This window comes from Nonomuraea sp. B10E15, from assembly GCF_039871615.1.
Lineage (GTDB): Bacteria > Actinomycetota > Actinomycetes > Streptosporangiales > Streptosporangiaceae > Nonomuraea.
On sequence record NZ_JBDPMB010000027.1, the window covers coordinates 1 to 19051 of the forward strand.

29 protein-coding genes, 1 tRNA gene and 1 pseudogene are annotated in these 19051 nt (G+C 67.6%); 17 read left to right on the forward strand and 14 right to left on the reverse strand.

All coding sequences use genetic code 11. The features are described 5' to 3' along the window. Nucleotides 1-86 precede the first annotated feature (86 nt). Complete coding sequence (locus ABGB14_RS43035) at nt 87-791, reverse strand: XRE family transcriptional regulator (RefSeq protein WP_347649665.1); 705 nt, start codon at nt 789-791, stop codon at nt 87-89. 152 nt (nt 792-943) lie between these two features. On the opposite strand from ABGB14_RS43035, the gene ABGB14_RS43040 reads away from it, so the two are divergent. From ABGB14_RS43040 to ABGB14_RS43050, 3 genes are all read left to right on the forward strand, one after another. Then, on the forward strand, nt 944-1297 hold the full coding sequence (locus tag ABGB14_RS43040; RefSeq protein ID WP_347649666.1) for a hypothetical protein: 354 nt from the start codon (nt 944-946) through the stop codon (nt 1295-1297). Beyond that, the gene (locus tag ABGB14_RS43045) at nt 1281-1751 is read left to right on the forward strand and encodes a GntR family transcriptional regulator (protein ID WP_347649667.1); all 471 of its coding nucleotides are present in this window, start codon (nt 1281-1283) and stop codon (nt 1749-1751) included. Before ABGB14_RS43040 ends, ABGB14_RS43045 begins: the two co-directional genes overlap by 17 nt. A gap of 84 nt (nt 1752-1835) precedes the next feature. After that, nucleotides 1836-2402, forward strand: a complete 567-nt coding sequence (locus ABGB14_RS43050) for an HD domain-containing protein (protein ID WP_347649668.1) — start codon at nt 1836-1838, stop codon at nt 2400-2402. Here the strand turns inward: ABGB14_RS43050 and ABGB14_RS43055 are convergent. Next, nucleotides 2370-2846, reverse strand: coding sequence for an NUDIX domain-containing protein (locus ABGB14_RS43055; RefSeq protein ID WP_347649782.1), 477 nt, complete (start codon nt 2844-2846; stop codon nt 2370-2372). The genes ABGB14_RS43050 and ABGB14_RS43055 overlap by 33 nt on opposite strands. A 2-nt stretch (nt 2847-2848) precedes the next feature. After that, complete coding sequence (locus ABGB14_RS43060) at nt 2849-3589, reverse strand: helix-turn-helix transcriptional regulator (RefSeq protein ID WP_347649669.1); 741 nt, start codon at nt 3587-3589, stop codon at nt 2849-2851. 152 nt (nt 3590-3741) lie between these two features. On the opposite strand from ABGB14_RS43060, the gene ABGB14_RS43065 reads away from it, so the two are divergent. Together ABGB14_RS43065 and ABGB14_RS43070 are read left to right on the forward strand one after the other, a co-directional pair. Further along, complete coding sequence (locus tag ABGB14_RS43065) at nt 3742-3957, forward strand: hypothetical protein (protein WP_138208052.1); 216 nt, start codon at nt 3742-3744, stop codon at nt 3955-3957. Beyond that, nucleotides 3954-4145 (forward strand): hypothetical protein, encoded by a 192-nt coding sequence (locus ABGB14_RS43070; RefSeq protein WP_347649670.1) that lies wholly within the window; start codon nt 3954-3956, stop codon nt 4143-4145. The genes ABGB14_RS43065 and ABGB14_RS43070 overlap by 4 nt, the downstream gene beginning before the upstream one ends. Here ABGB14_RS43070 and ABGB14_RS43075 read toward each other — a convergent pair. Then, on the reverse strand, nt 4105-4479 hold the full coding sequence (locus ABGB14_RS43075; RefSeq protein ID WP_347649671.1) for a winged helix-turn-helix domain-containing protein: 375 nt from the start codon (nt 4477-4479) through the stop codon (nt 4105-4107). The two genes, ABGB14_RS43070 and ABGB14_RS43075, sit on opposite strands and share 41 nt — an antisense overlap. Before the next feature lie 110 nt (nt 4480-4589). Between ABGB14_RS43075 and ABGB14_RS43080 the strand changes: the two genes are divergently transcribed. The 10 genes and pseudogenes from ABGB14_RS43080 (at nt 4590) to ABGB14_RS43125 (ending at nt 10508) form a co-directional block, all read left to right on the forward strand. Beyond that, on the forward strand, nt 4590-4919 hold the full coding sequence (locus ABGB14_RS43080) for a hypothetical protein (protein WP_347649672.1): 330 nt from the start codon (nt 4590-4592) through the stop codon (nt 4917-4919). Then, nucleotides 4912-6240, forward strand: a complete 1329-nt coding sequence (locus ABGB14_RS43085) for an FtsK/SpoIIIE domain-containing protein (RefSeq protein WP_347649673.1) — start codon at nt 4912-4914, stop codon at nt 6238-6240. Before ABGB14_RS43080 ends, ABGB14_RS43085 begins: the two co-directional genes overlap by 8 nt. Before the next feature lie 20 nt (nt 6241-6260). Continuing rightward, entirely contained in the window at nt 6261-6938 is a 678-nt protein-coding gene (locus ABGB14_RS43090; RefSeq protein ID WP_347649674.1) for a DUF2637 domain-containing protein, read from the forward strand. Continuing rightward, a complete protein-coding gene (locus ABGB14_RS43095; protein ID WP_347649675.1) occupies nt 6935-7279 on the forward strand; it encodes a hypothetical protein in 345 nt (114 codons plus the stop codon). Before ABGB14_RS43090 ends, ABGB14_RS43095 begins: the two co-directional genes overlap by 4 nt. A 15-nt stretch (nt 7280-7294) precedes the next feature. Further along, nucleotides 7295-7456 carry a hypothetical protein gene (locus ABGB14_RS43100; RefSeq protein ID WP_347649676.1) on the forward strand — a complete coding sequence of 54 codons (162 nt, stop codon included), beginning with the start codon at nt 7295-7297 and terminating at the stop codon, nt 7454-7456. A 4-nt stretch (nt 7457-7460) separates the two neighbouring features. Continuing rightward, nucleotides 7461-7583 (forward strand): hypothetical protein, encoded by a 123-nt coding sequence (locus ABGB14_RS43105; protein WP_347649677.1) that lies wholly within the window; start codon nt 7461-7463, stop codon nt 7581-7583. A 134-nt stretch (nt 7584-7717) separates the two neighbouring features. Further along, nucleotides 7718-8017, forward strand: coding sequence for a replication initiator (locus ABGB14_RS43110; protein ID WP_347649783.1), 300 nt, complete (start codon nt 7718-7720; stop codon nt 8015-8017). Further along, nucleotides 7947-9056, forward strand: a pseudogene (locus ABGB14_RS43115) (replication initiator); the annotation flags it as partial. The gene ABGB14_RS43110 and the pseudogene ABGB14_RS43115, both read left to right, overlap by 71 nt. Further along, nucleotides 9046-9228, forward strand: a complete 183-nt coding sequence (locus ABGB14_RS43120) for a helix-turn-helix domain-containing protein (RefSeq protein WP_347649678.1) — start codon at nt 9046-9048, stop codon at nt 9226-9228. The pseudogene ABGB14_RS43115 and the gene ABGB14_RS43120, both read left to right, overlap by 11 nt. Then, nucleotides 9228-10508: a site-specific integrase gene (locus ABGB14_RS43125; RefSeq protein WP_347649679.1), complete on the forward strand. Its 1281-nt coding sequence runs from the start codon at nt 9228-9230 to the stop codon at nt 10506-10508. Before ABGB14_RS43120 ends, ABGB14_RS43125 begins: the two co-directional genes overlap by 1 nt. An 86-nt stretch (nt 10509-10594) precedes the next feature. On the opposite strand, the gene ABGB14_RS43130 is transcribed toward ABGB14_RS43125, so the two are convergent. Together ABGB14_RS43130 and ABGB14_RS43135 are read right to left on the reverse strand one after the other, a co-directional pair. Continuing rightward, on the reverse strand, nt 10595-10876 hold the full coding sequence (locus ABGB14_RS43130) for a DUF3892 domain-containing protein (protein WP_347649680.1): 282 nt from the start codon (nt 10874-10876) through the stop codon (nt 10595-10597). A 389-nt stretch (nt 10877-11265) separates the two neighbouring features. Then, nucleotides 11266-12108, reverse strand: coding sequence for a hypothetical protein (locus ABGB14_RS43135; RefSeq protein WP_347649681.1), 843 nt, complete (start codon nt 12106-12108; stop codon nt 11266-11268). 297 nt (nt 12109-12405) lie between these two features. On the opposite strand from ABGB14_RS43135, the gene ABGB14_RS43140 reads away from it, so the two are divergent. Further along, on the forward strand, nt 12406-12813 hold the full coding sequence (locus ABGB14_RS43140; protein ID WP_347649682.1) for a hypothetical protein: 408 nt from the start codon (nt 12406-12408) through the stop codon (nt 12811-12813). A 93-nt stretch (nt 12814-12906) separates the two neighbouring features. Here ABGB14_RS43140 and ABGB14_RS43145 read toward each other — a convergent pair. The 4 genes from ABGB14_RS43145 to ABGB14_RS43160 all read right to left on the reverse strand — a co-directional run bounded on the left by ABGB14_RS43145 (nt 12907) and on the right by ABGB14_RS43160 (nt 15858). Further along, nucleotides 12907-12979 (reverse strand) — tRNA-Thr (locus ABGB14_RS43145). A 20-nt stretch (nt 12980-12999) separates the two neighbouring features. Next, nucleotides 13000-13962: a 23S rRNA (guanosine(2251)-2'-O)-methyltransferase RlmB gene (gene rlmB, locus ABGB14_RS43150; RefSeq protein WP_347649683.1), complete on the reverse strand. Its 963-nt coding sequence runs from the start codon at nt 13960-13962 to the stop codon at nt 13000-13002. A gap of 74 nt (nt 13963-14036) precedes the next feature. Continuing rightward, nucleotides 14037-15428 carry a cysteine--tRNA ligase gene (gene cysS / locus ABGB14_RS43155; protein WP_347649684.1) on the reverse strand — a complete coding sequence of 464 codons (1392 nt, stop codon included), beginning with the start codon at nt 15426-15428 and terminating at the stop codon, nt 14037-14039. Nucleotides 15429-15471: 43 nt separating this feature from the next. After that, a complete protein-coding gene (locus ABGB14_RS43160) occupies nt 15472-15858 on the reverse strand; it encodes a PPOX class F420-dependent oxidoreductase (protein ID WP_347649685.1) in 387 nt (128 codons plus the stop codon). Between the two features lie 53 nt (nt 15859-15911). Here ABGB14_RS43160 and ABGB14_RS43165 point away from each other — a divergent pair, with 53 nt between their 5' ends. After that, nucleotides 15912-17030, forward strand: coding sequence for a DUF2637 domain-containing protein (locus tag ABGB14_RS43165; RefSeq protein WP_347649686.1), 1119 nt, complete (start codon nt 15912-15914; stop codon nt 17028-17030). An 88-nt stretch (nt 17031-17118) separates the two neighbouring features. On the opposite strand, the gene ABGB14_RS43170 is transcribed toward ABGB14_RS43165, so the two are convergent. The 4 genes from ABGB14_RS43170 to ABGB14_RS43185 form a co-directional block, all read right to left on the reverse strand. After that, nucleotides 17119-17388 carry a GlsB/YeaQ/YmgE family stress response membrane protein gene (locus tag ABGB14_RS43170; protein WP_347649687.1) on the reverse strand — a complete coding sequence of 90 codons (270 nt, stop codon included), beginning with the start codon at nt 17386-17388 and terminating at the stop codon, nt 17119-17121. Between the two features lie 101 nt (nt 17389-17489). Next, nucleotides 17490-17771, reverse strand: coding sequence for a GlsB/YeaQ/YmgE family stress response membrane protein (locus ABGB14_RS43175; RefSeq protein WP_347649688.1), 282 nt, complete (start codon nt 17769-17771; stop codon nt 17490-17492). 187 nt (nt 17772-17958) lie between these two features. Beyond that, the gene (gene ispF / locus ABGB14_RS43180) at nt 17959-18420 is read right to left on the reverse strand and encodes a 2-C-methyl-D-erythritol 2,4-cyclodiphosphate synthase (protein WP_132606794.1); all 462 of its coding nucleotides are present in this window, start codon (nt 18418-18420) and stop codon (nt 17959-17961) included. A gap of 17 nt (nt 18421-18437) precedes the next feature. Further along, nucleotides 18438-18920, reverse strand: a complete 483-nt coding sequence (locus ABGB14_RS43185) for a CarD family transcriptional regulator (RefSeq protein ID WP_020544658.1) — start codon at nt 18918-18920, stop codon at nt 18438-18440. Between the last annotated feature and the right edge of the window lie 131 nt (nt 18921-19051).

Sequence of the window (19051 nt, forward strand, 5' to 3'; positions counted from 1 at the left end):
CTCGCCGTCGGCCTGACCCGCCTCATCGGCTGGACCAACATCACCGCCGCCACCGACCACTACCGCAGCCACCCTGCCGACGGTCTTCAACTACTCGGTCTCACCACGTGAGAACGCTTCAGCCCTGGCCCGTGGCCGTCGGTGCGGGTGAGATGCATGACGGGGGCGTTGGCGGCTGGTGTGCCGTAGGCGTGGGCATTGACGAGCAGCTCGTCGTCGGCCCGGTAGATGGAGCTGTACAGGACCGTGCGATGCAGCCGAACCTCGACACCGTCGACGTTCACAAGTGGCCGGAACAACGTCAGCGCGTTCTTAACTCTGGCTGCCATCACCTCGGCCCCGATCCCCTCGTCGGCTCCCCGTACGGCCACTTCCGGGCTCTTGGGGTCACCCAGGAGAATGCAGACCTTGATGCCGGCCTCGGCTCGCTTGGTGAGGGTAGTAAGGATCGCTGAGTCTTCGGCGAGGAACAGGGCGCTGTAGGCGAGGATGTCGATCTCCTCGCGGGCTTTGGCGAAGTGGTTGCGCCAGACCGTCTGCGGGATGGCCCAGCGGTGGGGGTAGATCGCTTGGATGCCGTTGGCGAGGGCTTGGTGGCGTGGTGCGGCTTCGGGCCAGAGGTCGGCTTCGTCGACGTGGAGGAGGTCGGCGACGGCCCAGCGGTGGCGGGGGTAGGGGGTGCGGCCGTTGAGCCATCGGGTGACGGTTTTGGGGTCGACGGCGAGGGCGGCGGCGACGTCGGTGGTGTTGAGCCGGGCGGCGGCCAGTGCGTAGCGGAGGTTGTTGTTCATGACCGGTCTGCTCCTCTCGCGGAACGACCCTGCTCTGCGACGTTAGCATCAGACGTCCCTAGACGTCCCTAAGTTGTGGTGTTCCCGCCCCCAGCGGCGGGGCGAACCTCGACGCACACGAGGAACCGCACAGGACGTCAGGGAGGCCGAAGGTGCAGACGAGCAGGTCCATCAGGGAGCAGCAACGCATCTACGCGGAGCGGCTGCTGGTCGCGCTGGGCGAGCAGCTGGCCGTGCGGGGTGTCACGCATGTGCTGGTGATCACGCAGGATGGGCGGCCGGCCTTGGACGTGACCGACAGCCGGTGCCGGATGCGGCGGGTGTTCGTGCACTTGCCGTTCTGCTGGTTCTACTGGGGCGATCAGCAAGACGAGCGGGTGTCGTTCCTGAAGATGGCCCCTGCGGTGGATCGGATCGAGCAGGCCGCGCGCGAGGGGTGGCGGGAGGGCGAGCAGGGTGACCTGTCCGTCGACTTGAACAAGATGCTTGATGCCTACCGCGGCTGATCCGGTGGCGGAGGGGCGGTGGCTGACCGGCGGGCGGGTCTATACCCAGGTCGCTGATCGGCTGCGTGCGCGGATCCGGGCGGGCGAGTTCGCGCCGGGTGAGGTGCTGCCGTCGGAGGCGGAGCTGTGCCGGGTGTTTGGGGTGGCGCGGAACACGGTACGGCGTGGCCTGGCCCTCCTGGAGGAGGAGGGCTTGCTGATCACGGTCCCGTCCAAGGGGCGGGTGGTGGTCGGGGACGGCTCGGCCGCCTCGTACCGGTATCAGGTGATCGCTACCCGGTTGCGTGAGCAGATCGTGTGCGGTGACCTCGCGCCTGGTGCGGCGCTGCCCAGTGAGACGGAGTTGCAGCGGCAGTTCGGGGTGTCGCGGACCACCGTGCGGCAGGCGTTGGCCGTGCTGGAGGTCGAAGGGCTGGTGGTGGTGGAGCATGGTCGGGGGCGGTTCGTCCGGTAGGAAACGCGGGTGAGGGAGGACGTCCCAGGACGTCTAGCCTTGCCCTCTGCTCCGCTTATGTCCCTGATGCCTATCGTGAGCTCCGTGGGACATAGCGAATGGGCATATGGCCTGGCCAAGGACCTGCTGGGGACGTCGTTGCCCCGGCGATGGGCGCACACGCAGGGGGTTGCCGAGCAGGCCGATTCCCTGGCCTCGATTCTCGGTGCGGACGCTGACACGTTGTTGGCGGCTTGTCTGCTGCATGACATCGGGTACGCGCCGGACGTGGTCGAGACCGGGATGCATCAGCTTGACGGCGCTCGGTACCTGCGTGACGTGGCTGGGGCGGATGAGCGGTTGTGCCGCTTGGTCGCGTACCACTCGTGTGCGGACAACGAGGCTCGGCAGCGGGACCTGTTCGACGTGCTGGCCAAGGAGTTCGATCAGGAACGGCCGGACCTGGCGCGGGCGCTGACCTACTGCGACATGACCACCGATCCGGATGGCCGGCACCTGGACGTGCTCGACCGGCTGGCCGAGATCCACGCACGCTACGGGCCTGAGCATGTGGTGAGCCGGTCGATCACGGACGCGACGCCGTGCATCGTGTCGTCGGTGCGGTCGGTGGAGGCTGCGCTATCCGATGTGCGGCAGGTCGACACCGGCTAGGTAGTGCTCGATCCGCATCCGCATCGACCGATCCATCGGCAGCGACGTGACCTTGTCCCGGGGCACCCAGTGGACTTCTCGGGATTCGTCGCTCGGGGTCGGCTGGCCGCCGGTGGCGCGGGCGGTCAGGACGATGGAGAACTCTTGGCGGGCCTCGCCGTTGCTGGTGTAGAGGATGACGTGGCGGGGGTCGCTGTAGGTGCCGACCAGGCCGGTGATCTCACACGTGATCCCGGTCTCCTCAAGCGTCTCGCGGACGGCCGCCTCTGGGATGGATTCGCCGAGGTCGATCGCTCCTCCGGGGACGGCCCAGTTGTCGTTGTCGGTGCGGCGGATCATCAGCAGGTCGCCGGCCGGGTTGGTGACGATGACGTTGACGGACGGGACCAGGCTGTTGGGTTCGGGTGCGTCGGGGTCGTCGTAGAAGTCGATGCGCTTGGGCACGGTCACGCCTCCACGGTGACGGCTCCGGCCCAGATCTTTTCGAAGCTGTCGGCGTAGGTGGTGACCATTTCCCCGCCGGCCACTCTGCGCAGGTGGAGGACGGGGGCGTTTCCGGCGCGTGTGCCGTACACGTGCATGTTGACCAGGTAGTCGTCGTCGGCCTGGTAGATCGAGTTGTACAGGATCGTCTGGTGCAGCCGAACCTCGAAGTTGTCCAGGCCGAGCAGCGGCCGGTAGAAGACCAGGACGCTGCGGATCTGCGCGGCCATGCTGTCCCCGACGCCTTCGTCGGCTCCGCGCTGGGCGACTTGGGCGCAGTCGGGGTCGCCGAGCAGGATCCGCACCCGCACACCCGCCCGCGCCTTCTCTCCCAACAGGCGGACCATGGCGGCGTCGTCGGCCAGAAACAAGCCGCTGTAGACCAGGACGCCGATCTCCTCGGACGCGGCGGTGAACAGACGTCCCCACGCGTCCCGGGGCACCGCCCAGCGGTGCGGATAGATCGCCAGAACTTCGCTCTCGGAGGCGGCGACGACCTGTTCGCGCGACAGGGCCTGCGGCCACAGGTAGGTCTCGTCCACGCCCAGGTAGGAAGCGGTGGCGAAGCGGTGTTTGCGGTACGGCTCGCGGCCCTTGGTAATCCACCGTTCGACGGTTTTGGGGTCGACCTCGATCGCCTCGGCCAGGTCCGCGACGCTCACGCCCTTCTGCAGCAGGGCCGCGCGTAGCCGTTCGTTCGCCATTCCACCTGCTCCCAAGGACATCCGGGGACCTGGCCATCGTAGGCCGGACGTCTTGAACATGTCCCGTCGTGTAGTGATCTCGTCCTGACGCTGCGTCGCATTCTCGGTTGCACAACGCCACAACGGCACCAACCGAAGGAGGGGATGCAGCCATGAACAACGAGATCACCATCCCGGGCGAGACGCCCTCGTGCGAGTGCGGCAACGCCCTGGGACACGGCCAGGTCCGATGCTCCAAGTGCCTGGCCCGCAACCGGTGGGCGCGCAAGGAGCGGGCCCGCAACCGGCGCAACCGGCGACGCTCGGAGAACCGGCGTCCTCCGCGTGCCCCTCGTGGGCTGGCGCAGGCGGGGGTGACGTGGTCATGACCGCGATTGCGCTGATCGTCGCCGGGGTGCTCGGCGTCGCGCTTCTCGCAGGGTATGTGACGGTGCTGGTCGGCATCCGCCGGGAGGACAAGCGCCTCAGTCTGCGTCAGGCGCCTGACGGGGCGGCGGCGTCGCTGGCCCGCAAGGTCACCGGCTGCTACGCCCGGGGCGGCGTGTCGTGGACGTAGCCAACTGCTCTTCGACCTTGGCCAGCCGCAGCGATAGGTCCTGTACGGCGGCGCGCAGCTCGGCCACCTCGCCGGCGGTGTCGCCGTCGGCCGGTGGGGGTTGCTCGGTGGTGTCGCGGACGAACACGCCTTTGCCTTGCTGGCCGATCACCAGGCCCTCGGTGCGCAGGACGCCGACGGCGAGTTTCACCACTGACAGGGACGCGTCGTACTGCTCGGCGAGCTTGACCGTGGACGGCAGCGGAGCGCCGGGCGCCAGAGACCCGCCGCGGATCTGCGCGCGCAGGTCGTCGGCGATCTGGAGGTAGCCGGGGCGTCCGGTGTTCTTGACCATCGCCCTTCTATCTCACCACGAATGTTCGACCTGGCCAACCGAGGGAACGTTGACAACCGAGCCAACTAGGTTAACTATGTTGCTCACGATGAAAGAGGAGGTCACCACCCATGCGTTCCGTCCCGATCCCCGTGGATGTCAGCAAACTCGCCATCACCTGCGTCAAAGCACCCCGCCCCAGGGTGCTCAACCGCGACACCGGCGAGATCAAGACCGACAAGAACGGCAACACCGTCTACGAAGTCACCGTCTCGGTCGAAGACGAGTTCGGCCGCATCGAACTCGTCAAGATCGGCATCACCGGCGAACCACCCATCACCGTCGGCGACCAGATCAACGCCGTCGGCCTGCTCGGCTACGTCTGGGAGATCGCCGGCCGATGGGGCATCGCCTACCGCGCCAACGCCCTACTCCCAGTACGGGAGGCCGCCGATGCGTGAAGCGCTCGAAGTACTCGCAGTCCCCGCAGTCCTGGCCTCCCTCGCGGCCGGGCTGTGGGCCTGGCGCCGCTACCACTACCGCTCGTTCTGGCTGACGGTCGGCTTCCCGCTCATCGCCCTGTCCGTACGAGCGTCCTGGCGGCGGGTGGCACTCGGCTGCGGGCTGACCAAGAAGCGGCAACACTGGTGGTTCACCACCGTCCCAGGAGCGATCGCCTCCACCGGCCTGGTCAAAGTCCGCCGCCGCTTCCAGCGGGTCGCCGTCGACACCAAACCGTTCATGTGGCTGCCCCTGCCGACCCGGCACGGCTGGCGCGTCACCCTGCACACCCTGGAAGGCCAGACCCCCGGCGACTACGCCGACGCCGCCGAACGCCTCGCCCACTCCTGGGGCGTGCACGCCGTACGCGTCTCCTCACCCCGGCCCGGCCGCGTCGTCCTCATGGCCACCATGCGCGACCCGCTCATCAAAGTCGACCACCTCCCGCCCTCCACTGACCTGCTCAAGGTCACCGTGGGACGGCTGGAAACCGGCCAGCCCTGGGTGATCGACTTCCGCACGGTGCCGCACTGGCTCAACGCCGGGGCAACCCAGTCCGGCAAGTCGAACCTGGCCAACACCTTGATTGTCGGCCTCGCGCCGCAGCCGGTGGCGCTGGTCGGCTTCGACCTCAAAGGCGGCGTCGAGTTCACCCCGTACGCGCCCCGGCTGTCGGCGCTGGCCACCTCGCGGGCAGAGTCCGTCGACCTGCTGTGCGACCTGGTCGGCCTGATGATCGACCGCATGGGGCTGTGCCGCCAGGCCGCCGCGCGCAACATCTGGCAACTCCCGCCCGCTATCCGCCCGGTCCCGGTCGTCGTCCTGGTCGACGAGCTGGCCGAGCTGTACCTGATGGCCGACAAGTCCGAGAAAGACGAGATCGCCAAAACCTCGACCGCGCTGCTGCGGGTGGCGCAGCTCGGGCGGGCGTTCGGCATCTACCTGTTCTGCTGCGGTCAACGGATCGGCTCCGACCTCGGACCCGGCGTCACCGCCCTGCGCGCGCAGTGCTCGGGCCGGATCTGCCACCGGGTCAACGACCCGGAGACCGCGACCATGACGCTCGGCGACCTCGACCCCGCCGCGCTCGTCTCCGCGCGGGCCATCGCCGCTGAGACGCCCGGCGTCGCGATCGTCGCCGGACAGGACGGCCAATGGTACCGCGCCCGCTCCTTCTACGTCACCGAGCAAACCGCCGAACACGCCGCCCGCACCCACGCCCACCTCACCCCGCCCTGGGACGAGATCACCACCCACCTACCTCAGCCCGTCAACGCCTGAACCCAAGGGAGGGAGGAACGATGCGACGCTTCGCCTGCTGGCTGCTCGACACCGGCCCGGTCCTCGTCCTGGCCGCTATCGCGGGTGCCGGATCGTTCACCCACATCCGCGACACCGCCAGCCAGCACGGGCAGACCGGCTGGATGTCCTGGGCCGTCGCCGTCTGCATCGACCTGACCTGCGTCATGGCCGCCCGCGAACGCCAACGCGACAAGAAACACCACCGCACCCGGCACAGTCGCGTCTCCTGGCCCGTCCTCGTCCTGACCGGCGGCATCGCCCTGTCCCTGGCCGCCAACCTCGCCCAAGCCACACCGACCGTCTGGGGCTGGATCAGCGCCGCCACCCCGGCCGCCGCGTTCCTCATCGCCATATCCATGCTCGAACGCCGCACCACCCACGCCCGACCCGACCACCGCCCCGACGGCGTCGTCCTCGACCGTCCTGGCCCCGTCCCCGGCCCCGCAACTCGTCCCGCACCCCGCCCAGGACGAGGACGACGCCCAGGACGAACGGGACGGCGACCTCGCGCCCGCACTCGTCGACTACGCCCGCCGCGTCGCCGACGACCACCACGCCAAACACGGCCGACCCATCACCCGCGACGCCCTACGCGCCCACCTCGGCGTGTCCAACCAACTCGCCTCCGACCTACTGCGCACCCTGCGCACCGCCTGAAAGGAGACCCCGACCGATGAACCACGACCACCGCACCGCCCTCATCAACGGCCTGCTCGACCTGGCCGCCTTCCTCGAAACCCACCCCGACCTACCCGTCCCGCCCAGCGTCACCGTCCACCACTTCCCCCGCCAGGACAGCGACGACGACCAGCGCGCCGAGATCGACCAGCTCGCCGCCCTCCTCGGCACGGACATCAACCACGAGGACGCCTCGCGCGGTCACTACGCCACCTCACGCATGTTCGGCCCGATCGAATACCGCGCCGTCGCCATCCTGGCCGCCGCCCGCGCCCGCTACGACGCCGAGACCAGCTACCGCGGCTGCATCCAGCCCGACCCGACGCCCGCCGCCGCCTGACCAGGAGCACGACTTATGCGTATCCGCATCGACGGCACCCGAGCCGAGATCATCGACGCTCTGTTCCGCCTATGCCTGCACTTCACCGTCCAGGCCGTCTCACGCGCCTACCCCGACCGCGCCCACCCGCACCACTGGCGGGTCTACCTGACCACCCGACCACGCGAAAGGAGATAGCCCCGTGCCCGAAACCCTGCCGGTGATCCACTTCCGCTGCTGCACCTGCAACGGCACCGGCATCGACACCGACAACGCCCGCTGCACCGACTGCGACGGCACCGGCATCGACAACCACGGCGCATAAGCGCAGCGCCCCCGGCCTGGCCGCACATCCGCCAAGACGACCGCCAGGTCGGGGGCCATCCCCATCACCCGAACGAGTGAGAGGAGGTCTCCATCTTGCCTGCAACCCACACCAACGCGCACGCCATCACCGGCATGATCACCCGCCTCAACCGGCCCGACTACGACCGCTGGGCCAGCCAAATCCGCCACACCGGCGGCTGCCGCCAGCCCATCCACCTCCGCGGCAAGGTCGACCACTACGACCAAGCCACCGGCAAACTCCTGCACCGCTACACCACCCGCAGCGAACCCGACGGCGTCCTACGCGTCCCATGCAAGACCGCGCCGCGCCACCCGCTGCCCCGCCTGCGCCGAGACCTACCGCGCCGACACCTACCACCTCATCCGCGCCGGCCTCATCGGCGGCAAAGGTGTCCCCGACACCGTCACTAGCCACCCGACCCTGTTCGTCACCCTGACCGCCCCGTCCTTCGGCCCGGTCCACACCCGCCGCGCGCATGGCGGCAAGGTCCAGCCCTGCCACGCCCGCCGCAACGCCATCACCTGCCCGCACGGCCGCGCCATGTCCTGCACCGAACGCCACAGCAAGGACGACCCGCGCCTGGGCGAACCGCTCTGCCCCGACTGCTACGACTACACCGGCAGCGTCTTGTTCAACGCCCTCGCGCCACTGCTGTGGAAGCGCTTCGCCGACTCCCTACGCCGCCACCTGGCCAAGCTCGGCGGCCTCCTTCTCAAGGAGCTGCGCCACCACCTGACGCTCTCCTTCGCCAAGGTCGCCGAATACCAACGGCGCGGCGTCGTCCACTTCCACGCCGTCATCCGCCTCGACGGCCCCGGCGGACCCACCGCACCACCACCGGCCTGGGCCACCACCGACACCCTGACCCAAGCAATCCACCACGCCGGCAATGCCGTCTCGGCCACCGCACCCCCCTATGCCGACCAGCCAGAGCGGAACCTGCGCTGGGGCGACCAGCTCGACATCCGCCCCATCACCTTGAACGGCGACCTCACCGATCAAGCTGTCGCCGGCTACATCGCCAAGTACGCCACCAAAGCCGCCGAATGCGTCGGCACACTCGACCACCGCATCAACCCCCTCGACGACCTGACCGCCTACAACCTGCGCGACCACGCCCACCGCCTCATCACCTCCAGCATGCAGCTCGGCACCCAACCAGAACTGGCCGAACTCCGCCTCGCCGACTGGGCCCACATGCTCGGCTTCCGCGGCCACTTCTCCACCCGCTCCCGCCACTACTCCACCACCCTCAGCGACATCCGAGCCGACCGAGAACACCACGCCCGCGACACCGACATCACCACCGGCCGCCTCCCCCTCTTCGACGAAGACACCGTCCTCGTCATCAGCGAATGGCAATACGCAGGCAAGGGCCACTCCCGCGGCGACCAACTCATCGCCGCCACCATCGCCGGTGCCCAGCTCGGAGGCACACATGACCTCTGAACTGCTCACAGTCCCGCAAGCCATGGCCGCGCTCAAGGTCAGCCGCTGGACGCTCTACAACCTCATCCGCTCCGGCGAACTCAACTCGATCGTCGTCGGCGTCCGCTGCCGCCGCATCCCAGCCGAAGCCCTGAACGACTACGTGACCCGACTCTGCGAGGAGGCCGCCTGATGCCCACAAATGCCTCACCCGCCACCCCGGAAGAGCCCAGGAGCCCCCGCAGGCGCCGCCGTACTCGCGCCAACAACGAAGGCTCGATCTTCCCGTACAAGAACGGGTGGGCGGGCTACGTCTGGGTCACCACACCGGAGGGCAAGAGAACTCGAAAATGGGCCTACGGCAAGACCCGCGAGGAGACCCACGAGAAGTGGCTCAAGCTCCACGACCAAGCGCGAAAAGGCCCGGTGGCCACCAAGCACGAGACAGTGGCGGCCTTTCTCAAACGCTGGCTGAGCGAAGTCGTGGAGCCCAACCGCGAACCGACAACCTATGTGGCTTATGAGCCCCTGGTTCGGCTGTACATCATTCCCGGCCTGGGCAAGAAGCGACTCGACAAGCTGACCGTCCGCGACGTACAAGCCTGGCTCAACACCCTGCCCACCCTCTGCACCTGCTGCGACCAGAAGAAGGACCACAAGCGCCCTGAAGCCAAGCACCGATGCTGCGCCATCGGGAAGTGCTGCAAGGGATACCCGGCCCGCTACACCATCATCGGCATCCGTCGTACCCTACGAGCCGCCCTCGGCCACGCGATCCGTGAGGAGCTGATCGCGAAGAACGTCGCAGCTCTGACCACCCTCCCCAGCGCGAGCAAGACCAAGAAGAAGCGGCAACAGGTCGTATGGAGCGTGGACGAGGCCCGTCGCTTCCTGGAGCACGTCCAGGACGATCCGCTGTATGCCGCGTACGTGCTCATCCTCGTCCTCGGCCTACGCCGTGGTGAGGTTCTCGGCTTGGCCTGGGACTGCGTAGACCTCGACGGCGAGGAACTCCACATTGCCCGTCAACTCACCAGAGTGCGGGGGCAGCTCCTACTCCGCGAGAAGACCAAGACCGATGATTCGTCGGCCTCGCTCCCGCTACTGGGCATGTGCGTCTCGGCCCTGAAGCAACGTCGCGAGTCGCAAGACAAGGCGCGAGAGAAGGCCGGCGACAAGTGGAAGGACTCGGACCTGGTCTTCACCACGAGGTACGGCACGCCCATCGAGCCGCGAAACCTTAACCGGGCCTTCGAAGCGCACTGCAAGAACGCCGGTGTCCCACGCATCCGCGTCCACGACACCCGGCACACCTGCGCCTCGCTCCTGGCCGCCCTCGACGTCCACCCACGCGTTGCGATGCGCATCCTCAGGCATTCGCAGATCAGCGTGACCATGAACGTCTACACCCAGATCCCAAGCCCCGAGACCCGTAAAGCGCTTGAGAGACTCAACCGGAGCCTGAACGGCTGAGCGGCACCGGCATCGCCGGAAGTAACACGACGAAACCGAGTGCGGCAGATCCCGGTAGTCGGGAGTGCCGCACTCGGCATGTCACCCTAGTGTCTGGGAAGACTCAAGAGATTGTTCGTCCAGACGCCATCCGCCTTCGTACGGAGGTACTTCGCACCGTGCGGCGGCACAACCACGTGGACATCGGCACGGTTGCCCCGGGCGTCTTCCACGTAGGCCTTCCCGTTCTCTTTCTCGATCCACTGCACGAGGTCTGCGCGCGAGTTCTCGCCCGTCTTGCTGGTGCTGGGATTGATCCACCAGAGGCGCACGATGTGCTCGTGCCGAGCACCGCCCTCAAGGCGGATGTGGGTGATACGGATGGCCATGTGTAGGCTCCTCTACGTACTCATTCATGCGGGTACCTAGGGAGGCCTTCGCGTACCAGGCGGGGGCCTCCCCCATTCCACGGGCTCTCCAGCCAAGAACGCTGAAGGAAACCCGGTCTTGCCTTGGGTATCGACACCAAGACGGAGGCCCACGGGGCACGGTTACCCCCTTCCGCTCTGCGGTGGAGGGGGCACCGACTATTAGCGCTCACCCTGTATGAGTGCTAGGTAGATTCCTACCAGAAGAAGTCACCGCTCGCCACTTGAGCCATCCCTTTTCCCACATTTATCCCGAGACTCTGTTCGACGCAGCGAGTACCACCTGAGGACCAAGTGCACAAATGGTCGCAAATCGACCCGGCTTGCGCTGTCCACAAGTCCGGTTGGCATCAGAAGCTTCCACTCTCCCGATCATCGGATCGTATGAGCTCGTGGATGCTTTGAGGGGTGGGTCGATAGGGAGAACGGGTGACGATGAACGATGGCCTGCCGCGCAGACGCCAGGTGAGCGTGTCCGGGTCATCCTTAGGCATCGGCTGCAACGCCCAGTCATACACTCCTATACGGATTTCCCACCCGCTAGGCGGACTGTGGCGCTCCTCCGCCGTGTAGTCCCCTCCATCGCCTTCTTGGGCAGCCCACACCCGCAAAGAGGTCTCAGGACCGCGGGACCAAAGCTCTTCTAAGTTGTTCTTCACCCACAGCTCTCGCCAACGTTCGGTCCACGCACCAATCGTGGTCTCAAAGATGACAACCCCACCAGGCGGTACTCGCACTCCCCGATGATCGGCAAGGGGCTCAGGTACAGGCTCGGGCCATAGCGGGGTTGATCCGCCTACGCATGCCCACCGATCGTCCACAACGATCGTGCGCGTGTCCTCGTTGACGAGAATGCCGCGGACAGGAGCCTCAAGCCAGTTCCCTTCGAAATCCGTCTGATCGACGAACTCGAAGACGTGCTGGTCACAGATCTCCTTCCCGAGGTAGGTCAGCCTCCAATTTTGAGGGCGTTCCAAGCTGATGTAGACCTTCACACGTCCGGAGTCGGCTTCGGTCCGCGCCTGCTGAACGGCTGCAAGCTCATCAGCGTCCGCACTACGAGCAGCTGCATTGGCAGAATCAGCAGCAGCCTTGGCCGAATGCACCGCTGCGATTGCGGATCGGCGAGCATAGAGCAAGGAAGCCACCGCGATGGTGGCAGCGATCAACGCGATCACGTCGGAGGTGGTCACGTGTTCGATCGTAGAAGCGCCAAGCCCGTCAGAACTACTCACCTGCGATAATGGGCGGCTGTTTCGGGAAGAGCTACTCGATCACTTATGTGCCCTCCCAACGGTCGCTGACCTCGACGACGTAAACCCGTAAGGCTCTGTATCCATCCCATACAGACGCCCACTGACCTGAGACTTAGGCCGGCCACTCACGCTTGGCCGCTGCTCGAAGCGGAGGAATTTGTCTCATCCGCGCTGAGGCCGCCCGTTGTGCTGGCACCTTTAGGTGAAAGCAGCTTCCGATGGAAGAAGGATGACATGTGGCAGGTCATTCTCGGAGCAGTAACCGCACTCGGCGGAGTCGCGCTGACCCAGTTCTGGCAAGACCGCAGGGAGACCGTGGCTCGCTCCTACGAGCACCGTCGAGAGGCTCATGCCCAGTTCCTCAAGACCTTCAACCGCTACTGGAACGCAACGGCGTCCCACACCCCGTACGACGAGAGCCCAGCCCCATCTGAGCTTGAACCAGAGCAGTTTGAGGCCCTGGTCAATGCTCTGCTGACGGTCCAGGTCTTCGCCTCGGAGACAAGCTATCGGGCAGCGGAGAAGGCGAAGGACCAACTCCTGATCTACATGAACTCGGATGGATTCAAGCATCTGGATGAACTTCAAGCTGCCTTCGACACCTACGTCCGTGCAGTCCGCAAGGAGCTTCGCGTGCAGTAGGTGTCGCATCGGTGCGAAACCGTTGCTGTACATCGCTGCTGTACAAGATCGAAAAGGCCCCTCCCGAGTCGCGGAAGGGGCCTTTGAGCTGCGAGCCGACGAGGGGAATCGAACCCCTGACCTTCTGTTTACAAGACAGATGCTCTGCCGATTGAGCTACGTCGGCGCGGCCTATCAGTGTAGACGCTAGCGACGCCTGTGACGAGCGACTTCGTACAGTGCCACGCCAGCCGCCACCCCCGCGTTGAGTGACTCGGCAGATGCGTGCATCGGGATGCGGGTCACCACGTCGCACTGCTCGCGCACCAGCCGTGAGAGCCCCTTGCCCTCGGAGCCCACGACCACCACGAGCGGCTCGGTCAGCAGTTGGGCCTCGCCGATGTCGGTCTCGCCGGCCCCGTCGAGGCCGACCACGAACAGGCCCGCGTCGCGGTAGTCGCGCAGGGCGGCCGTCAGGTTGGCGGCACGGGCGACGCGCAGGGTGGCGAGTGTTCCCGCGGACGTCTTCCAGGCGCCTCCCGTGACGCCGGCCGAACGGCGTGAGGGGATGAGCAGGCCGTGGGCGCCGAAGGCGGTGGCGGAGCGGGCGATGGCGCCGAGGTTGCGCGGGTCGGTGACCGAGTCGAGGGCGACGATCAGCGGGGGGTCGCCGGCGTCGTGGGCGAGGTCCACCAGCTCTGACGGGTGCGCGTAGTCGTAGGCGGGGATCTGGAGCGCGATGCCCTGGTGGACGGCGCCTTCCGTCAGGCGGTCGAGCTTGTCGCGGGTGACTTCGAGCAGGGCGATGCCGCGCTCTGCCGCGATCTTGATGGAGTCGCGTACGCGGTCGTCGTTGTCGATGCGCTGGGCCACGTAGAGGGCGTTGGCGGGCACGTCGGCCTGCAGGGCTTCGAGCACCGGATTGCGCCCGCCGATGTATTCGGGTGCGTCTTCCGAACGCCTGGACCTGGTGGGAGCGGCGCGGCGGCTGCCGCCGCGCTCTTCGCGGGCGACGCGCTCGGCACGGGCCTTGTCTTTGTACCAGTGCCGCATCTCCGCGGGTGGGGTCGCGCCCCTGCCCTCTAGCGACCGGCGGCCCTGCCCTCCGGTGCCTTTGGACGGGCCCTTCTTCTTCGCGGGCCTGCCCGAGCCCCTGCCGCCTGCTGCCATGGCATCAAGGGTACTCGGGGCGCGGGGCAACTCGTTCACCGTGAAGAGGCGGGCAACCAGGGCGCCCGCCCCCTCTAGCGGCTCAGCTCCCAGCGCGGCCCGTGCGGGGTGTCCTCCACCGTGATGCCGGCGGCGCTCAGCTGGTCTCTGATCGCGTCGGCGGCCGCGTAGTCCTTACGCTCCCGCGCCGCACGGCGCTGCTCCAGCGCCACCGCCACGAGCGCGTCGACCACCGGCGACAGGTCGGACCCGGTGTCTCGCCACTGCGGCGAGCGCGGGTCGAGGCCGAGCACGTCGAGCATGTTCTGGGTCTCGGCGAGCAGCCGGGCCACGGCTTCCTTGTCGCCCCGCGACAGCGCCACGTTGCCCTCGCGCACCACCTCGTGCACGACCGCGAGCGCCTGCGGGGTGCCCAGGTCGTCGTCGAGCGCGTCGGCGAACGCCTGCGGCAGCGGCGCGTGGGCGTCGACGTCGTGGATGACCTCGGCGGCGCGCGTGACGAAGCCCTCGATGCGCTGGTAGGCCGCGGCGGCCTCCTGCAGCGCCTCCTCGGAGTAGTCGATCGAGGATCGGTAGTGCGGGGCCGCCAGGTAGTAGCGCAGCTCCACGGGCCGCACCTTCTGCACCATCTCGGGGATCAGCAGGGAGTTGCCGAGCGACTTGCTCATCTTCTCCGCGCCGATCTTGAGCATGCCGTTGTGCATCCAGTAGCGGGCGAACCCGTCACCCGCCGCCTGCGACTGGGCGATCTCGTTCTCGTGGTGCGGGAAGATCAGGTCGATCCCGCCCCCGTGGATGTCGAACGCCGGCCCGAGGTATTTCGTCGCCATGGCCGAGCACTCAAGGTGCCAGCCGGGCCGGCCCGGCCCCCATGGGGTCGGCCAGGTCGGCTCGCCGGGCTTCTCGCCCTTCCACAGGGCGAAGTCGCGGGGATCGCGCTTGCAGGACTCGTCGTCGGTGTCGGCCGCGGGCCGCATGTTCTCCACCTTCTGGTTGGAGAGGGAGCCGTAGCGGTCGGCATAGGACTGCACGTCGAAGTAGACGTCGCCCTCGGAGGCGTAGGCGTGGCCGCGCTCGATCAGCCGCTGCATGAGCGTGATCATCTCGGGGACGTGCCCGGTGGCGCGGGGCTCGACGGTCGGCGGGAGGCAGCCCAGGGTGTCGTACGCCCAGGTGAAGGCGCGCTGGTTGCGCTCGGCCACGACGAACCAGGGCACGCCCTCCTCGGCCGACACCCTGATGATCTTGTCGTCGATGTCGGTGACGTTGCGGCAGAACGTCACGTCATATCCGGAACGGGCAAGCCAGCGGCGGAGCACGTCGAAGTTCACGCCCGAGCGGATATGCCCGATATGCGGAGGAGCCTGCACGGTAGCCCCACACAGGTAAATCGACGCCCGACCGGCTTCGACCGGAACGAATTCGCGGATGGCGCGTGTGCTGGTGTCGTAGATGTGCAGGCTCACAAATGAAAGGCTAACGCCTCAGAGCCGCCTCCTGACCGTTAAATCAGCCGCGCAACGTGACCTTGTCCGGAGAGATCCTCACGATGAGTCGCTCGGTGCCCGGTTTGTCCTCCCAGGGCTGCCCCCGGTACTTCTGCGACAGCTCCTCGATGAGCGCGCCCTCCGGGTCGGACGTCATGGACACCCGCCCGCGCACCTCGACGTAGCGGTAGGGGTCGTCCGGATCGATGACCAGCAGGCTCGCCCTCGGGTCGCGCTCGAAGTTGCGCGGCTTCACGCGCCCCTTCACGGTCGAGAAGATCACGTCGTCGCCGTCCGTACGGATCCAGACCACGCTCGAATGAGGGCCGCCGTCCGGATTGACAGAGGTGATAGTGGCGAAATTCGGCGCTTCCAGGAGCTTGCGGGCATCTTCTGACAGCACGGCCATGTGTCCTCCTAGATCGGTCTGGCCCTCCATTCTTCTGTAGGCTCACAACCGCCATGGACGTGACTCCCCCTTCTGCGCTCCGCCGCCTGGGCATCGCCCTTGCCGGACTCGCCGTCGCCGCCCTCACGGGTGCCGCGTGCGCGCTCTCCTTCGACGACCTGCGCGCGCTGGCCGTCACCGGCGAGGCCGCCACCGACCTCGCCTACCTCTATCCCGCGGCCTTCGACGCGCTCCTGGCGGTCGCGCTGATCAGCGTGCTGCTGCTGCGCTCCGCCAAGCTGCTCGTACGCGTGCAGGCGGCGTTCGTGCTGGTCCTGCTCATCGTGGCGGCCGCGGCGGTGAACGTGGCGACGGCGGTGCGGTTCGGGTTCGACGTGCGGCAGACGGCCATCGTCGTGGCCCTCGCGCCCTGGGTCATGCTGGCGCTGGCCCTGTGGCTCTGGCTGCTGCTGATCAAGCACGTGCACGCCCGCCGCGAATCAGCGGGCGGCGCCGACACCGAGCCTGCCGCGGAGCAGGACATCGTGCCGTTCGGCCGGCCGTCGCCGGACACGGAGCCGACCGCGCCGTCGCCGGTCGCGGGTCCCGCGGCCGCCCCCGAGAGGCCGTCTCTCTCCGAGCCCGCGCCAGCCCCCGAGACGCGCGCCGAGCCCGCCCCGAGGACGGCTTCGCATGATGAGCCCGCCCCTTCGCCGGTCTCGGCGCAGGTGTCCGAGTGGCCCGTGCAGGAGGAGGAAGAGAGAAGAGCGCCCGAGCTCCGCCCCGTGGACTTAGATCCGCAGCCGCAACCACAGTCCGAGCCGGACGGCCAGCCGGATCCAGAGCCCAGCCGGCAGTCGGAGCCCAGCCCGGAGCCGGAGCCCCGGCGGGAGCCGGAACAGGAGCCCGTGCGGGAGCCTGAGCCGCCGACTCGGCCCGTGCGGTGGGGCGATCGGGTCAAGCCGGGGGACGTCCTCGTCCACCCGCGCTCCGACGACGACAAGGACGCCGACACGCAGCCGCATCCCGTCGTCGCCGACGACGGGCCCGACCCCGCCCATGGTCCCGAGGCCGCCGACCGCCACGAGGCCGGGCGGGAGGGCGAGGACACCGCCCCGCACCCCGTGGTCCACGACGAGACCCCGGCGCCCTCGGAGCGGCTGCGCAGCACCCCGCGCCCGCCGGAGGACTGACACCAGGAAAGGCCCGCCCGGGAGCCTTCCCGGGCGGGCCTACCCGAATCCGCCTGGAATCTTCGAGCCGCGGCGCAGTGCCGCGAGCCTAGACCTTCGAGCCGCGGCGCAGCCCCGCGACGAGGCCGACGCCGACGACCGCGAGCACGACCTGCATCACCAGTTCGATCCAGTCGATGCCAGATGTCGTCTCCACGCCGAGCACCTGCGCGAGCAGCGTGCCCAGGAGAGCCGCCACGATGCCGACGACGATGGTGAGGATCCAGCCGATGGCCTGCCTGCCGGGAAGCAGCAGGCGGCCGATTGCGCCAATCACGGCACCGATCAGGATGGCGCCGAGGATGGACTGGATTGTCATGACACAAACCTCCCCGTGAGGGTGATCGGTTCACTCCCACGGGGTGCTCGCTACCCGATCTACCGCGATTATGCGCAGATATGACGAACGAGCAGGTCAGCCTAGGTTCTTCCGGTACGGCCGGAGCGCCCGATCCCCATGCGCGTCACGAGGAGCACGCCCACGACCGCCAGCACGAGCTGGAGGATGTGCTCGATCCAGTCGATGCCCTTCGTGTCGGCCCAGCCGAACGCCTGCGCGATCAGCGTGCCGATCAGGGCGGCCACGATGCCGACGATGAGAGTCAGGCCGATGGACATCTTCTGCTTGCCGGGCACCAGCAGCCTGCCGAGCGCCCCGATTATGGCGCCGATGACTACTGCCGAAACTATCGCGCCGATCATGTGTAGCTCCCCCCGAGACGTTCACATGTCTCCGGACAGACCTACCCGTTGAACAGGCAAACTACCCAAAAAAGGAAGGCGGCGGTCCGTACCGCGCCAGTGACGAACCGCCGCCTTCGGACTTCGGCGGGCTTGGCGACGACCCGCCGGGACACCCTCACGCGTCCCTGCGTAAGACGCCCGGCGTTCAGGAAAGGTTGACCACCAGCGCGGTGGCGAACGCGGCGATGCCCTCGCCGCGGCCGGTCAGCCCAAGCCCGTCAGTGGTGGTGGCGCTCACGCTCACCGGCGCGCCGACCGCGGCGCCGAGCGCCTTCTCGGCCTCGGCGCGGCGCGGCGCGAGCTTCGGCCGGTTGCCGATCACCTGGATGGCGACGTTGCCGATCTCGTAGCCGGCGGCGCGCACCTGCCGCGCGGTCTCCTCGAGCAGCGCGGCGCCCGACGCTCCGGCCCATCGCGGGTCGGACGTGCCGAACAGCCGGCCCAGATCGCCGAGACCGGCGGCGGACAGCAGCGCGTCGCAGGCCGCGTGTGCGGCGGCGTCACCGTCGGAGTGGCCGTCGAGCCCGGTCTCGCCCGGCCAGTGCAGGCCGGCGAGGTTGAGCTCGCGCCCGGAAGCGAACGGGTGGACGTCGACTCCGACGCCCACCCGTGGAAGATTCGTAATCAGGAGTTGAGAACCTCGTCGAGAAGGGCCTCAGCCTTGTCCTCATTGGTCTTCTCGGCCAGGGCCAACTCGCTGACCAGGATCTGGCGCGCCTTGGCGAGCATGCGCTTCTCGCCCGCGGACAGCCCGCGCTCGCGGTCTCTCCGCCACAGGTCCCGAACCACCTCGGCGACCTTGTTCACATCGCCGGAGGCGAGCTTCTCGAGATTGGCCTTGTAGCGACGAGACCAGTTGGTCGGCTCTTCGGTGTGCGGCATCCGAAGGACGTCGAAAACTCGCTCAAGGCCTTCCTGGCCGACAACATCGCGCACGCCGACGAGTTCTGCGTTTTCTGCTGGCACCTGGACGGTAAGGTCGCCCTTGTCGACCTTGAGCACCAGGTAGGTCTTTTCCTCACCCTTGATGGATCGCGTCGTGATTGCTTCGATCCGAGCAGCCCCATGGTGGGGGTAGACGACAGTGTCGCCGACCTGGAAAGTCATGTGACAAGTACCCCTTCCGCTGTACTCCAGGGTACCACGCATCCACAGCCTCCCGGAACAGTGAAATCCTCATAACTGCAGGTCAAAGCCGCATATTGGGGCTTGACAAGTGCTCAACTGTATGAATCTCA

Excerpts from the sequence above, each read along its gene's own strand:
- ABGB14_RS43110 (WP_347649783.1), top strand. The coding sequence starts at position 7,718 with ATGATCACCCGCCTCAACCGGCCCGACTACGACCGCTGGGCCAGCCAA.
- ABGB14_RS43160 (WP_347649685.1), bottom strand. The coding sequence starts at position 15,858 with ATGGCCGTGCTGTCAGAAGATGCCCGCAAGCTCCTGGAAGCGCCGAAT.
- ABGB14_RS43085 (WP_347649673.1), top strand. The coding sequence starts at position 4,912 with ATGCGTGAAGCGCTCGAAGTACTCGCAGTCCCCGCAGTCCTGGCCTCC.
- ABGB14_RS43060 (WP_347649669.1), bottom strand. The coding sequence starts at position 3,589 with ATGGCGAACGAACGGCTACGCGCGGCCCTGCTGCAGAAGGGCGTGAGC.
- ABGB14_RS43120 (WP_347649678.1), top strand. The coding sequence starts at position 9,046 with ATGACCTCTGAACTGCTCACAGTCCCGCAAGCCATGGCCGCGCTCAAG.
- ABGB14_RS43070 (WP_347649670.1), top strand. The coding sequence starts at position 3,954 with ATGACCGCGATTGCGCTGATCGTCGCCGGGGTGCTCGGCGTCGCGCTT.
- ABGB14_RS43080 (WP_347649672.1), top strand. The coding sequence starts at position 4,590 with ATGCGTTCCGTCCCGATCCCCGTGGATGTCAGCAAACTCGCCATCACC.
- rlmB (WP_347649683.1), bottom strand. The coding sequence starts at position 13,962 with ATGGCAGCAGGCGGCAGGGGCTCGGGCAGGCCCGCGAAGAAGAAGGGC.
- ABGB14_RS43090 (WP_347649674.1), top strand. The coding sequence starts at position 6,261 with ATGCGACGCTTCGCCTGCTGGCTGCTCGACACCGGCCCGGTCCTCGTC.
- ABGB14_RS43140 (WP_347649682.1), top strand. The coding sequence starts at position 12,406 with ATGTGGCAGGTCATTCTCGGAGCAGTAACCGCACTCGGCGGAGTCGCG.
- ABGB14_RS43095 (WP_347649675.1), top strand. The coding sequence starts at position 6,935 with ATGAACCACGACCACCGCACCGCCCTCATCAACGGCCTGCTCGACCTG.
- ABGB14_RS43065 (WP_138208052.1), top strand. The coding sequence starts at position 3,742 with ATGAACAACGAGATCACCATCCCGGGCGAGACGCCCTCGTGCGAGTGC.
- ABGB14_RS43130 (WP_347649680.1), bottom strand. The coding sequence starts at position 10,876 with ATGGCCATCCGTATCACCCACATCCGCCTTGAGGGCGGTGCTCGGCAC.
- ABGB14_RS43075 (WP_347649671.1), bottom strand. The coding sequence starts at position 4,479 with ATGGTCAAGAACACCGGACGCCCCGGCTACCTCCAGATCGCCGACGAC.
- ABGB14_RS43035 (WP_347649665.1), bottom strand. The coding sequence starts at position 791 with ATGAACAACAACCTCCGCTACGCACTGGCCGCCGCCCGGCTCAACACC.
- ABGB14_RS43045 (WP_347649667.1), top strand. The coding sequence starts at position 1,281 with ATGCCTACCGCGGCTGATCCGGTGGCGGAGGGGCGGTGGCTGACCGGC.
- ABGB14_RS43100 (WP_347649676.1), top strand. The coding sequence starts at position 7,295 with ATGCGTATCCGCATCGACGGCACCCGAGCCGAGATCATCGACGCTCTG.
- ABGB14_RS43185 (WP_020544658.1), bottom strand. The coding sequence starts at position 18,920 with ATGACTTTCCAGGTCGGCGACACTGTCGTCTACCCCCACCATGGGGCT.
- ABGB14_RS43175 (WP_347649688.1), bottom strand. The coding sequence starts at position 17,771 with ATGATCGGCGCGATAGTTTCGGCAGTAGTCATCGGCGCCATAATCGGG.
- ABGB14_RS43125 (WP_347649679.1), top strand. The coding sequence starts at position 9,228 with ATGCCCACAAATGCCTCACCCGCCACCCCGGAAGAGCCCAGGAGCCCC.
- ABGB14_RS43165 (WP_347649686.1), top strand. The coding sequence starts at position 15,912 with ATGGACGTGACTCCCCCTTCTGCGCTCCGCCGCCTGGGCATCGCCCTT.
- ABGB14_RS43170 (WP_347649687.1), bottom strand. The coding sequence starts at position 17,388 with ATGACAATCCAGTCCATCCTCGGCGCCATCCTGATCGGTGCCGTGATT.